9 protein-coding genes and 5 pseudogenes are annotated in these 12,987 nt (G+C 67.2%); 9 read left to right on the forward strand and 5 right to left on the reverse strand.

The genetic code is table 11. The features are described 5' to 3' along the window. The first annotated feature begins 17 nt into the window (after positions 1-17). Positions 18-497 carry an NUDIX hydrolase gene (locus EJ357_RS47215; protein WP_126398937.1) on the forward strand — a complete coding sequence of 160 codons (480 nt, stop codon included), beginning with the start codon at positions 18-20 and terminating at the stop codon, positions 495-497. Positions 498-504: 7 nt separating this feature from the next. Here EJ357_RS47215 and EJ357_RS47220 read toward each other — a convergent pair. Both EJ357_RS47220 and EJ357_RS47225 read right to left on the reverse strand, forming a co-directional pair. Next, a pseudogene (locus tag EJ357_RS47220) lies at positions 505-1,383 on the reverse strand (IS5 family transposase). Positions 1,384-1,520: 137 nt separating this feature from the next. Next, positions 1,521-1,863, reverse strand: a pseudogene (locus EJ357_RS47225) (IS701 family transposase); the annotation flags it as partial. A gap of 148 nt (positions 1,864-2,011) precedes the next feature. Between EJ357_RS47225 and EJ357_RS47230 the strand changes: the two are divergent. The 3 genes from EJ357_RS47230 to EJ357_RS47245 all read left to right on the forward strand — a co-directional run bounded on the left by EJ357_RS47230 (position 2,012) and on the right by EJ357_RS47245 (position 4,455). Next, positions 2,012-2,707, forward strand: a complete 696-nt coding sequence (locus EJ357_RS47230; RefSeq protein ID WP_126398939.1) for a hypothetical protein — start codon at positions 2,012-2,014, stop codon at positions 2,705-2,707. A gap of 321 nt (positions 2,708-3,028) precedes the next feature. Further along, the gene (locus EJ357_RS47240; RefSeq protein ID WP_126398941.1) at positions 3,029-3,424 is read left to right on the forward strand and encodes a MerR family transcriptional regulator; all 396 of its coding nucleotides are present in this window, start codon (positions 3,029-3,031) and stop codon (positions 3,422-3,424) included. 149 nt (positions 3,425-3,573) lie between these two features. Then, positions 3,574-4,455 (forward strand): NADP-dependent oxidoreductase, encoded by an 882-nt coding sequence (locus EJ357_RS47245; protein ID WP_228472856.1) that lies wholly within the window; start codon positions 3,574-3,576, stop codon positions 4,453-4,455. 623 nt (positions 4,456-5,078) lie between these two features. Here the strand turns inward: EJ357_RS47245 and EJ357_RS47250 are convergent. Continuing rightward, positions 5,079-5,744: a TetR/AcrR family transcriptional regulator gene (locus tag EJ357_RS47250; RefSeq protein WP_126398945.1), complete on the reverse strand. Its 666-nt coding sequence runs from the start codon at positions 5,742-5,744 to the stop codon at positions 5,079-5,081. A gap of 109 nt (positions 5,745-5,853) precedes the next feature. Between EJ357_RS47250 and EJ357_RS47255 the strand changes: the two genes are divergently transcribed. Next, positions 5,854-6,774: an SDR family NAD(P)-dependent oxidoreductase gene (locus EJ357_RS47255; RefSeq protein ID WP_126398947.1), complete on the forward strand. Its 921-nt coding sequence runs from the start codon at positions 5,854-5,856 to the stop codon at positions 6,772-6,774. A 184-nt stretch (positions 6,775-6,958) separates the two neighbouring features. Here the strand turns inward: EJ357_RS47255 and EJ357_RS47260 are convergent. Further along, positions 6,959-7,422 (reverse strand): annotated as a pseudogene (locus EJ357_RS47260) (IS5 family transposase); the annotation flags it as partial. Between the two features lie 160 nt (positions 7,423-7,582). Here EJ357_RS47260 and EJ357_RS47265 point away from each other — a divergent pair. From EJ357_RS47265 to EJ357_RS47280, 4 genes and pseudogenes are all read left to right on the forward strand, one after another. Beyond that, a pseudogene (locus EJ357_RS47265) lies at positions 7,583-8,367 on the forward strand (hypothetical protein). Between the two features lie 797 nt (positions 8,368-9,164). Next, positions 9,165-10,136: a quinone oxidoreductase family protein gene (locus tag EJ357_RS47270; protein WP_126398949.1), complete on the forward strand. Its 972-nt coding sequence runs from the start codon at positions 9,165-9,167 to the stop codon at positions 10,134-10,136. A gap of 155 nt (positions 10,137-10,291) precedes the next feature. Continuing rightward, the gene (locus EJ357_RS47275; protein ID WP_126398951.1) at positions 10,292-11,278 is read left to right on the forward strand and encodes an IS481 family transposase; all 987 of its coding nucleotides are present in this window, start codon (positions 10,292-10,294) and stop codon (positions 11,276-11,278) included. A 325-nt stretch (positions 11,279-11,603) separates the two neighbouring features. After that, the gene (locus tag EJ357_RS47280) at positions 11,604-12,086 is read left to right on the forward strand and encodes a GNAT family N-acetyltransferase (RefSeq protein ID WP_126398953.1); all 483 of its coding nucleotides are present in this window, start codon (positions 11,604-11,606) and stop codon (positions 12,084-12,086) included. A gap of 45 nt (positions 12,087-12,131) precedes the next feature. On the opposite strand, the pseudogene EJ357_RS47285 reads toward EJ357_RS47280, so the two are convergent. Continuing rightward, positions 12,132-12,886, reverse strand: a pseudogene (locus EJ357_RS47285) (transposase family protein). Between the last annotated feature and the right edge of the window lie 101 nt (positions 12,887-12,987).

Genomic DNA, 12,987 nt, shown 5'->3' on the forward strand with positions numbered 1-12,987 from the left:
CACCGCATAGCGTCAGGATGGTGGAAACAACGCACCGGCCCGCCGCCCGGGTCATCTGTCTGGACGCTGCCCATCGCCTGCTTCTTTTGCACTGGCGTGATCCGTTCGACGGGACGTGGCTCTGGGAGCCACCCGGTGGCGGTATCGAGTCTGGCGAGACGCCGCTGGTGGCGGCACGACGAGAACTGGCCGAGGAAACCGGACTCGACCCGGCTGCGGTGCTTGACCGGTCGGTGCTCGTCGACCGTGATGTTCAGTGGAACGGCAAGCGGTACATCGGGACGGAGCACTTCTTCGTTGCGCAGTTCGCCGACGAGCAACCATCGCTCGTCCGGACCGGCTTGCTCCCCGATGAGCAGGTCAACCTGGACACGCATGTCTGGATCGAATGGTCGGATCTGAGCTCGCTGCCAGACCCGGTTGAGCCGCCACAGTTGCTGGCCGTGCTCGGCACCCTGGTGCCAGACGGTCCGTGGCGTCATCGGGATCGTGCATGACAGGCGGTCACAGCGCCTGCCGTATGAGGGTGAGTTGGACGGTCGACTCGTAGCGGACAGCGAGCTTGTCGTACCTGGTCGCGACGCCTCGTGCCTGCTTCAGAAGGCCGATCCGGCACTCGACTTTGTGTCTGCGCTTGTACATTTCGCGGTCGAATCCAGGCGGACGGCCGCCGAGGGAACCACGCCGGACCCGGTGCCCGGCCTGGTCCTGCTTCTCTGGGATGGTGTGCGCGATCCCGCGTTTGCGCAGGTAGGAGCGGATCTGACGGGAGGAGTACGCCCGGTCGGCAAGTACATGTTCTGGCCGAGTGCGGGGGCGCCCACCGCCGATCCGGGGGGACACGGATTCGGTCCATCACCTGCTCGAGGACGGGTGCGTCGCCCCGCTGGCCGGCGGTGATGACGGCTGCGAGGACGTGGAAGGAGGCGTCGACGGCGAGGTGAATCTTGGTGGTCAGCCCGCCGCGGGAGCGCCCCAGGCCGTGGTCGTCCGGCTTGGCCGCGAGGCCGTTCGGACGCGTCCGGCCCGGATCGTCAGCCCCTTTTTGCGGGCCCCGGCGGCATGCTGGTGGGCCCGGCAAACAGTGGAGTCGACCGAGACTTCCCACTCGATGACCCCCTCGGCATCCGCCTTGACCTGCAACTTCTTCAGGACACGGGTCGAGGTCCCATCGATCTGCCAGCGTCGGAACACCGCATACGCGGTCTCCCAGGGGCCGTACCGCTCGGGCACGTCCCGCCAAGGCGAGCCGGTCCGGGCCCGTCACCAGATCCCGTCGAACACCTGCCGCCGATCCCTCGGAGGCCGGCCCATCTTCGGTATCGGCGGCAAGACCGCTTCCAGCCGCTTCCACTGCGCATCCGTCAGATCGCCACGAGACATCTGAAGATCGTTTCATGACCTTGATCAACATCTCAAACACGTCCTAGGACTCCGTTGGGTCCGTCTCGATCTCGGCGTTGTGTGTGACCTGCTGGGCAGGGGCTGTTGGCATGTGGTGCAGATGCCGGTCCAGCACCTCAGGATGTTCTGGAAGGTGTCGAGGACCTGGTAGAGGGTAAGTCCGGTGCGGGCACTCTTGGGGCCAGGCGCTGTTCGGTCAGGAACGCGTGGGCGGCGGTCACGAGGGTCACGTGATGGTGCCAGCCCGGCCAGGAACGACCCTCGAAGTGGTCAAGTCCCAGGCCATGCTTGAGTTCGCGATAGTCGTACTCGATGCGCCAGCGGACCTTGGCCAGACGCACCAGGTCGGCGATGGGGGTGTCGTCGGGCAGGTTGGACAGCCAGTAATCGGTCGGCGCCTCGGCATCGGCGGGGCCACTCGATCAGCAGCCAGCAGTCGGGCAGGACCCCGTCCCACCAGCCCTGTTGAGCTGAGGCAGCGGCCTTGAATCGATCTTCAGGTGGCTTCCCGGTAGGCGGCCGGGCCCCGGTCCCGGTCCTGCAGGTCACCACTCTGTTGGCCAACGCTTAGCATGCCTTCGTGACGCGGCCTTGGACGATGCACAAGATGGCGGACGAGCTCGCCGAGTTGCTCAGGATGGTCCCTGCCGGTGTCGAGGGTGGCGACCTGACGTTCGCACAGGGAGACCTGCACTCCACACTGTCGATCTGGAAGGACCGCCACGACCGGTCGGTCTTCGGATGGATGGTCCACACGTACGACACCGGCCTGCGTGACCGGATGGAGAGCTTCGGCGGAATGAGCATCCGGATCGACCACCCCACGCCATCCGGCGACGCGAATCCAACCAACATCCCCACGGGCGCTTGCTATGGCTGGCCGGCGAGTGGCACTCCACTCGCACCGGAGGTCACTGCCGCCGTCACTCAGTACGGGCCTCTCTCCTTGTGCTTCGTGCGCGACCGCCACGACCTGGGCCTGCTCCTGCTGGCAGATGCCCACGTTCACCGAGGCAGCGTCTGGTCCTTCGCGCCGACCAACAACGAGCCAGCCCGGCTTGCGCAGGCGCTCCTGTTGGCCAGGCATTCCGGAGATCAGGATCTGGAACGGGCGGCTGTGGCCAAGTTGCGGAACAGAGGCGAGGAGCCGGTAGCTCCCCGGCCCGACTACCTTTTCCGGCACGCCGTCGCCGACTGGGCCAAGCAGTACTCCAAGGCCACGGGGATCGACCTCAGCGACTTGGCCCCGCTCAAACGGAAACGCCCCCGGTATCCCGAGGTCCCGGAACCTCAGGGCTCCTGAGGCCGATGCTTCCTGACGCAGCGGATGATCTCGATGTGGCTGGTGTGATCACGTCGTCTGAGCCGTGTTGGATAACCCCGTTTACAGGGCTGAGCCCGCAAAGCTTCAACAAGCTCGTCGCGGCTCTGCGCAGAGAAGACGCCGACCTAGCGCGGCGGGGAAGGCCCTGTCGGCGTACTGAGGAAAGTGCTCAGGCGCGTACAGACGAACGTGTTCAGTCGTGGGACCGGGACGACAGCCCTGCGGCCGTGGGGGTGTCCGCGAACGTCCATGACTCGCCGGCGGTCTGAACCCGGAGCACGCGGGCGTAAGCTCTCAGAAATGCGGATCGGCGAGCTGTCCAAGCGCACGGGAGTGAGTCCGCGCTCACTGCGGTACTACGAAGAGCAGGGCCTGCTGACCAGCTCACGCTCCGACGCGGGGCAGCGTCACTATTCCGATGCTGCGGTCCAGCGCGTGTCGCTCATCCGGCAGTTGTTCGACGCGGGTATGTCCAGCAGGGTGATCGCGACTGTGTTGCCGTGTGTGGACGTCCCGGGTGACCTGGGTGTCGCCGAGGAGACGTTCACGGCGATGATGCGCGAGCGCGACCGGATCGACGCCGACATCGCGCACCTGATCGAGACCCGGGATGCACTCGACGTGCTGATCAGGGCCAACAGCCGGCACCGGGCGGAGCTGTCCATGGCCCCGGAACCGGTGGCACAGTCGGCCTGATGCTGTGATCTGCATCTCAGCCTCTTGCCCCTTACATCAATGTCAGAAGTGAGGATGGCGACAGCGCCCGGAACCACCGGGGTCGGTCACACGAGAGGCAGCAGAAGATGGGGCAGGCGTGGGGTTTTGGCAGGTATGGCGGGCCCGAGGTGCAGGAGTTCTTCGATCGTCCCGATCCCGTCCCCGGTCGCGGCGAGGTGCTGATCCAGGTCACCGTGGCCAGCGTTAATCCCCTCGACTACCTTCTGCGCTCGGGTCTGGTCGACGGGCTCGACGGCGGGCGTCCGTTTCCCCGCGTGCTGGGCATGGAGGCAGCCGGAATCGTTCTCGCTCGGGGTGAGGATGTCGAAGGGCTCGAGGTGGGTGACGCGGTCTTCGGCTTCGCACTCACCGGTGGCGGCACCTACGCCGAGACGACGGTGCTGTCTGCGCCGAACACCGCGCGCATCCCGGAGGGTCTGTCCGCGACCGTGGCGGCAACGCTGCCAGTGGCCGGGACGACCGCGGTGGATGTGCTCGACCAGCTCGACCTCCCGGCCGGTGCCACGGTCCTGGTCAACGGGGTCGGGGGCGGTGTCGGCCTCGCCGTCGCCCGGCTGGCCATTGGGCGCGAGCTGCGTGTGATCGGCACCGGGAGTACCGCCAAACGCGAGCACGCCGAGGCCATCGGGGTGCGGTTCATCGACTACGCCGCCGAGGACGTCGTCACCACGGCGCGCGAGCTGGTCCCGGACGGCTTCGACGGGATCGTCGACCTGGTCGGAGGCACCTCGCTGCGGACGGTCGCTCCACTGGCCCGGGATCCCCGCAACGTCATCGCCGTGGGTGATATGTCTGTGCCCGATCTCGGTGGGCGTTTCGTCGAACGTCGTCTCGACCGCGAGAACCTGGAGTGGTCCGCCCGGCTGGCCCTCGACGGAGTCCTCGTGCCCGTGATCACCCAGGTTCATCCGCTCTCCGACGCCCCGGCCGCCCTCGCCACCGTCGAGAACGGTCACACCTCGGGCAAGGTTGTCATCAAGGTGGCATGAGAAGTGCCCGGCCGCCCGACACCGCCGACCGTCCATTGCGGACTGACGAGAGCCCGTGGTCAGCGCATCATCAATGCTGATGGCGAAGTCGCGGCACAGGAAGCCGGAGAACGTGCGCAAGTAATTTCACCCGTCGGCGGAGGCAATCGCTGAGGTGACCAGCCTGCTCGCGCCCGGCGACAGCCGACGCTGAGAGCCCGTCAGTACAGTCCGGGGACGCTGCTGGAGGAGTGGCCGGGCGCCAGCCACTTGTGCAGCGCGAACCCCCGGTACATCTGTGGGCCGACGACCGTGTGCCACTCCCCGATGGCCGCCCGGTCCAGGGCGTTGTTGCAGCGGTGTGGCCCGTGGGGGTCCGGCTGCCGAGAGGTCTCATCGCTCGGCGACGGGTGGGCCGTCGGCGGGGTGGGTGCCCGTCGGGCGGAATGGCGGCGAGCCAGCGGCCGATCTTGCGGCGGTTGGCGTGGGCGAGTTGGAAGGCCAGCCGGAGGGTCTGGGCGGCGATGCCGCGGATACGTCGGGTGCCGGGGGAAGGGTCGGCGGCCCGAGCTTGGGCACCCCGGCCTCTGCACCGTCCGAGCGCGAGAGGTGCAGAGGTTTCGGCCCGTTCAGTGCAACGCTGGTCAGCGGCGGGGTAGCACGCCCAGGAGGGTTGCGGTCAGGGCCTGCTTCAAATAGTCCTTCAGATCCAAGTGGAAGCGGGCCAGGTCGGGCTCGGCCTCGTAGGCCGCCTGCAGGCTGGGCGGGGGCGTGCTGTACGCCGACAGCGCGCCGGCCATGACCATGGTCTGCAGGCTGAACAGTGTCGCGTTCTCGCCCAGCTCCGGCAGGTACTTGCGAAGCAGGGCGGTCATGGTGGTCAGGCGGTCCAGGGAGGCGCGCTTGTAGCGTGCTACGACCTCGACGGAGACGTTGTGTTCCAGGACGCTGCCCTGTGCGCCGAAGAGCTCGCACAGCACCATTCGGCCGGACAGCGAGCGGCTGAGGATCTCGGCCACCGCTGCCGCTCGCTCGGGCATGGGGAGGTCTTCGTCGATGCCGGCGGCCAGCTCCCCTGCCAGCTCCGTCAGCCACTCCCGCAAATACCGGTCGAGCAGCTCCAGCAGCACCGCCTCGCGAGACTCGAAGTAGCGCAGCACGTTCGGCTTCGCCAGGCCTACCCGGCGGCTGAGCTCGTTCAGGGTGACCGCGGCCACAGGCATCTCGTCGAGCATCGCCGACGCCATGTCGAGGATCGCCCGTCGCCGGATCTCCCGCTGCTCTTCGGTTCGCGCCCGCTGGAAAGTCACGATCACCAGTCTAGATTAGGTACCTGCGGTACGTTGACAACATACCGAAGGTACTTTAACGTCGACGGCACAAGATACCTTCGGTACGTTAGCTAACTGGGAGCCTGACATGGGCAAGAAGTGGACAACGGCGAACATTCCGGACCAGCGCGGGCGGGTGGTCGTGGTGACCGGGGCCAACACCGGACTGGGCTACGAGACCGCCAAGGTGCTAGCCGAGCACGGGGCGTCCGTGGTGCTCGCCGTGCGCAACGTCGAGAAGGGCATGCAGGCCGCGGCCCGCATGCCCGGCGACGTGACCGTGCAGGCGCTGGACCTGACCTCGCTCGACTCCGTGCGGACCGCGGCGGCGGCGCTGCACTCCCGGCTCGACCGGATCGACCTGCTGATCAACAACGCCGGCGTGATGTACACCCCGAAGCAGACCACCGCCGACGGCTTCGAGATGCAGTTCGGCACCAACCACCTCGGCCACTTCGCGCTCACCGGGCTGCTGCTTGACCTGATGCTGCCGGTGCCCGGCTCGCGCGTGGTGACGGTCAGCAGCGTCGGCCACCGGATCCGGGCCGCGATTCACTTCGACGACCTGCAGTGGGAGCGGTCGTACAGCCGGGTCGGCGCCTACGGCCAGTCCAAGCTGGCCAACCTGATGTTCACGTACGAGCTGCAGCGTCGGCTCGCCACCCACGGCACCACCATCGCGGTGGCCGCGCACCCCGGCATGTCCAACACCGAGCTCGCCCGCAACACCCCCGCCGCGCTCCGTCTGCCCGTCACCTGGCTCGCGCCGCTGATCACCCAGACGGCGGCCATGGGCGCCCTGCCCACCCTGCGCGCCGCCACCGACCCCGGCGCGCTCGGCGGCCAGTACTACGGTCCTGGCGGGCGCAACGAGATCAAGGGCCACCCCCGGCTGGTCACCTCCAGCCCGGCGTCGTACGAGGTGGCCGTCCAGCAGCGGCTGTGGGCCGTCTCCGAAGACCTCACCGGCGTGAAGTTCCCCTACGCGTCTCCTGGTCACTCCGGCTAGGTCATTCAGGCCGTCCCTGCGGACCCTGTTGTCGCGCCAGTTGGGGACCCCTCGTCATTGGGCCACCACTGCTTGCCCCAGTCGCAGAACCAGACCGTTCCACTCCCGCCGGGCCAGATCATCAGATCGGACCAGGGTCGGTGTCCGGTGGCTGCCGGGGGCCCCGCCTGCCTCCGGCCCCCCGCACCCACCGGAAGGTGCCCAGACCGGTGCCGTGCAGTTGTCCACGTTCGGCGATCGCCGGCCGGATCCCGCGCTGCCGCAGGAGCCGGCGGTACTTGTCGCGGTCGTAGCCGCGGTCCGCGAAGAGCATGTCGGGCCGCCTGCGCGGCCGGCCGACGACTCCGGCCACGGCCGGGATCTTGTCCAACAGCGGCAGAAGTTGCGTGACGTCGTTACGGTTTCCGCCGGTCAACGACACCGCGAGCGGGATCCCCTGCCCGTCGGTGATGAGGTGGTGCTTGCTGCCCGGACGTGCGCGGTCGACCGGGCTGGGGCCGCTTTTGGGCCCCTGCGTGCGGCCCGGACGTGGGAGGAGTCGATCACCGCCCGCGACCAGTCCAGCTGGTTCTTCGACCGCAGCCTGTTCAGCAGGAGTTGGTGGAGCTTGTCCCAGACGCCCGCCTCGTTCCAGGCCGCCAGCCGGCGCCCCTCCCCAGACAGGGGAACCGAAGAAATGAGGTTCGCGGGCTGAGGGAATGCTGGGAGCGGGCTCACTGTCCGATAGACCACTGGGAATTGGCGAACCTTTGTGCGAACCCAGCCCGCCTGGCTGTGTAATCTCCTCTCACATCACAGGGGAGGGATCATGCGAGGTAGAGCGGCCACAACGGCCTGGATCCTGGCGAGTGGGGCGGCGGCTATGACGCTGCTGTCCGCGACGGGAGCTCATGCGGAGGGCAGGGGGGACATCCGGGTCACCAAGACGGTCGTAACCGGGGGAACAACGTCATCATTGGCACGTCGGCGCGCGTCACCTATCCGATCGCCATCACGATCCGGGATGACTCCGGGGTCAAGGGCTTGTCGGACGTCAGTGTGTTCAACAAGACGAACGGGTGGGGCTTCAGCGACTGGGTGGACACCCGGTGCGAGAAGAAGAGTTCCACCACGTCGGTGTGCACGGCCACGATGACGATCGCCCCGGGCTGGCTCCCGGGCAGCGTGCCCGGGGATGTCAACCGCACCGCGGGTGTCTGGCAGGTCAATGCCACCGTTAAGGCCAACGACGGTGACTACTGGATCTCCGACCACATCGCCGAGTTCAAGATGAAGCGCGCTTCCAAGCTCACGACAGACGCCGCGCCCGAGCCGATGGCCAAGGGCGCCACGCTCACCGTCTCCGGCAAGCTGTCCCGGGCCAACTGGGAGGACCTGAAGTACCACGGTTACGCCGGGCAGGACGTGAAGCTTCAGTTCAAGCAGGCAGGTACCGCCCACTACAGCACGGTCAAGACAGTGAAGACGGGCGACGTCGGGCAGCTGAGCACCAAGGTCACCGCCACCTCGGCGGGAAGCTGGCGCTGGTACTTCCCCGGCACAACGACGACCGCGCGAGTCGTGTCGGCCGGGGACGCCGTGCCCCTGAAATAGCACCCCGCTCAGAAGTTCTGCGCCCAGGACCGCTGACCCTGACAGGGCGACAGGCGCCGACGCCGCACGACATCGCCGGGCGCTGGCGGCCTGCTCCCGGGAACAGGGCACCGATCAGGGACGGTGATTCAAACGGCACCGGGCGGCGGAGGAACTGACCCGCGAGGTCGGTTCCTCCGCCGCCTCACTGGCACGCGCCGGACCGTGCTCCATCCGTTCGTCGGCCACCTGTGCAAGCCTCCCAGACGCCGCTGCGCTCAGGCATGCGGCCAAAACGTTCATAGCTGTGCTCACGCTCGCGGCCGCCGTGACCGCCGCCCTTGCCGCAGTGTGCTCTTGATGAACCGAGACATCACGACGCGACCTCGGTACCCGGGCACAGTCCGCGCCGCGGGCGTGCGCACGGTCAGCTCCACGGAGGCGTCGGGGCCGAGCCGTACGGCCACCGTTCTACGGGGTTGACCAGCCAGGCCAGGCCGGCATCAGCCGTCATAGGGCCACCGACGGAATTGACTGACCTGCAGGAACGTGGCTTCCGCCAGGCGTCGATCCCGCGCAGCTGTGTCCGCGATCCCGGGTGATGACCGCTAACGGGAGCCAGCTGCGGGGCGAGCGCAGGCAGAGCCGTGATGCCCGCCCGACCGTCGACCGCGTTTCGTCACCTGGGCAAGCCCATTCCGTCGGTGGCACCCTTCTCCCACGTGGGCAACGAGACGGCTACGACACCTCCCCGCGAGCGGGAATCGGATCGCCACGACCGAAGTTGGTGAGGGAAGTTAGCCGTTTCAGGAGGGGTCATGCGAGCGATTCAGGTTTCCGAAGTGGGCGGTCCCGAGGTGCTGCGACTGGTCGACATTGATCAACCGATGCCGGGCCCGGGCCAGGCGGTCGTGGAAGTCGCCGCGTCCGGCGTCAACTTCCTCGACGTATACCACCGCCAGGGCCGGTACACCCTCCCGCTGCCCTTCACCCCGGGCACTGAGGGCGCGGGCACGGTCCTCGAGGTTGGGCCCGGCGTCACCCACGTCGCAGTGGGAGACCGGGTCGGCTGGGTGGAGATTCCCGGCACCTATGCCGAGCAGGCCGTCGTGGACTCCTCCCGGCTCGTGCCCCTGCCCGACGGCGTCGACTTCGAGGCCGCCGCCGCCGTGCTGCTGCAGGGCATGACGGCGCACTACCTCGTCAAGGACGCCTACCCAGTCCAGCCAGGCGACACGGCGCTCGTGCACGCTGCTGCCGGCGGCATGGGGCTTGTGCTGACCCAGCTCATCACCCATCTCGGCGGCAGAGTGATCGGCACAACCTCGACACCGGAGAAGGCCCAGCTGGCGCGGCGCGCCGGGGCCGCCGAGGTGATCCTCTACTCTGCAGTGGACGATCTCGCGGCCGAGGTGAAGCGGCTCCATGGCGGCCAGGGCCTGCCTGTCGTCTTCGACGGCGTCGGCAAGGACACCTTCGATGCGAGCCTCGCCAGCCTGCGAACCCGCGGCCACCTGGTGCTCTTCGGCGCCGCGAGTGGTGCAGTGCCGCCCTTCGACCCCATCCGGCTCGCCCAGGGCGGTTCGCTGACCCTGATCCGGCCAAGTCTCGGGCACTTCATCGCCGATCGGTCCGAGCTGCTCCGGCGCGCCGCCGACGTGCTTGAATTGGTGCGCACCAAGGCGCTTGAGACCACCGTGACGGCCCGCTACCCGCTCGCCGAGGTCGCCCAAGCTCACCGCGATCTGGAGGCTCGGCGTACCACCGGCAAGCTACTCGTCATCCCCTAGGGCCACCGACGGAATTGACTGACCTGCAGGAACGTGGCTTCCGCCAGGCGTCGATCCCGCGCAGCTGTGTCCGCGATCCCGGGTGATGACCGCTACCTATAAAACTGCCGGACGTTGTTGACACTCGCGGTCTCCGACCACTATGGAGATCTGCCATGCCCCCTTCGCTGCAACAGCAGCAGGACCGCCAAGCCCATCATCGCCTGGCGGTCCTGCGCCACGCCGAGGAAGTCACAGGGAACGTCTCGCTGACCTGCCGCTACTACGGCATCAGCCGCACCTGCTTCTACAAGTGGCTGCGCCGGTACCAGGACGAGGGCCTGGAGGGCCTGCGGGATCGCTCCAGCAAGCCTCACAACTGCCCCCATGCCACCGAGGCTGATGTCGTCAACAAGATCGTCTACCTGCGGCGGCATTACCACTTCGGCCCGATGAAGATCAAGATGTACCTCGAGCGGTACCACGACATCGACATCGCTTGCTCCGCCGCCTACCGCATCCTCATGAAGCTCGGGATCAACCGACTGCCGGCCTCTCAGCGCTACAAACGGCACGACAAGCGCTACACCCGTTACGAGAAGCAGCTGCCCGGCAACCGAGTCCAGATCGACGTCAAATTCATCGAACCGATCGGCCTACCGGAGCAGACCCCAGCCGTGGTGCCGGTAACCGGAACTCTGCCCAAGCGGCGGCGGCGAGCGAAGTACTACCAGTTCACCGCCATCGATGACTGCACACGGCTGCGGGTGCTGCGGATCTATCCGCGGTGCGACCAGAAGACCGCCGTCCAGTTCCTCGACTACGTGCTGGAGCGCCTGCCGTTCCGCGTCGAGGTGATCCAGACCGACAACGGAGCGGAGTTCCAGTCCACCTTCCACTGGAACGTCCTCGACAAGGGCATCGCCCACACCTACATCAAACCGGCATCACCTCACCTCAACGGCAAGGTCGAACGCTCTCATCGCATCGACGCCGAGGAGTTCTACCGCATGCTCGACGGCGTCGTCATCGATGACACCGGCGTCTTCAACGACAAGCTCCGAGAGTGGGAGGACTACTACAACTACCATCGCCCCCACGGCGCCCTTGGCGGGCAGACGCCCTACGAACGCCTCAAGCAGAAGACCCGGACCTCGGTGTAATCAAGCTCCGGCAGATGCACACCTGTGGGTTCCCTGCTACAGCGAGTGGTCCCGTCACACCATCGTGATCATCAACGGTGCTGTTCACCGTCGTAACCGATGACGCCGTTCTCGAGGCCCGCCACCCGTACCTCGTCGAGCCAAAGGGTGGTCGGTTCACAGCGGGGTCGCCTAGTCAGAACGGCGCGCGCGGAGCGAAGAAGTCCCAGTCCTTATCGCGGAATTCCCGCTGCAGGAGGGCAACCTCCCACAGCTCCTGTGACGCGCGATCCTCCTTGTAGAGGTCCCATAATCGCCGAAGTGCGTTGAGCTAGCGTCACGCGGTATGAGTGATCAACAGCATGAGGTCATCGTCCGCCCTGCCCGGGCAGCCGACCTGGGTGGGCTGGTTGCGTGCAGCAGCGCTCTGTTTGCAGAAGATGCAGGGAAGAGGGATCCGAGCGTCAACGTGGGTTGGCCTCGCGAGTTCGGACCTGAACGCTTCGCCGCCGGCATAGACGACCCCTTCAGGGTCCTTCTTGTTGCAGACTGCGGCGGGCAGGTCGTGGGACACCTTGCTGGGGCCGTGGCTGAGGGATCTGCTATGAGGCCGGCGAGGGTAGCGACGCTCGTGAGCATGTATGTGCAGCCAGATCACCGCCGTGGCGGGCTCGGAGCACGCTTGGTCGGGCAGTTCACGGCCTGGGCGAAGGAAGTGGGGGCCGAACAGGCCGAGGTGACCGCGTACTCCAGCAACGCTGATGCGATCCGCTTCTACGAACGGAACGGTTTCGCGAGTCAGTCAGTGACATTGCGGACCTCTTTGTGAGATCAGGCGGCAGCCAGGGACTTTGTCAAGGAGCCTTTGCCAACCTCACGCTGAGCAGTTCAGGTGGAGTGCCAGGACGGCTTGAACGATGCGCGTGGTGCTGCAGCGGAGTTTCCGCAGCAGGCGCCACGTCTTGAGGGTGGCCATCGCCCGTTCTCCGAGCGCCCGTATGCGGGCATGCGCGCCGTTGACGGCCTGTTGGCCAGCGGAGAGGTTGCGGTGCCAGCCGCGGAAGGGCACCCGCACGGTGCCGCCTGTGCCTTGGTATCCCTTGTCCGCCCAGCAGGCCAGGTCGGCCTCGGCGAGGGTATCGATGATGCCGTGGGTGCGGGCGGCCTTGATGTCGTGGACGGCGCCGGGCAGGGCGGGCGAGGCCCACAGCAGCCGGCCGAACGGGTCGGTGAGGACCTGCACGTTCATGCCGTGCTTCTTGTGTTTCCCCGAGTAGAAGGGCCGGTCGGCGGCGATCCGGTCGATCGGCAGCAGCGTCCCGTCCAGGATGACGAACGCCTTGCGCCGCGCCGCCCGCACCTCCTCCGCGAGGTCCGGTGCCAGGGTGGCCAGCACCTCCACGGCTTCGGCGACGTACCGGTAGACGGTGCTGAGCCGACCTTGAATCTGACGGCGACCTGCGCGTACCTGTGCCCGCTGCGCAGGTGCGCCAGCACCAGAAGGGCTTGCCGGCCGACAGGGAGCCGACGCCAGCGCGTGCCGCGCTCGGCGCGGTGCGCGGCCAGGCGGGCCGTCAGGAACCGCAGGTGGGACGTGGACAGGTCGAGCGCGGACGGGTAGACGAGCACACGAAGCTCCTGGCGCAGACGAGTGATCTTGGTCGTGAACTCGTCTACCAGGAGCTTCGCCGTCCTGTCTGCCCAGCTGGCCGGCACAGAACGGAGGGTGG

Origin of the sequence: Streptomyces cyaneochromogenes, assembly GCF_003963535.1 — a bacterium.
Taxonomy (GTDB): Bacteria; Actinomycetota; Actinomycetes; order Streptomycetales; family Streptomycetaceae; genus Streptomyces; species Streptomyces shaanxiensis.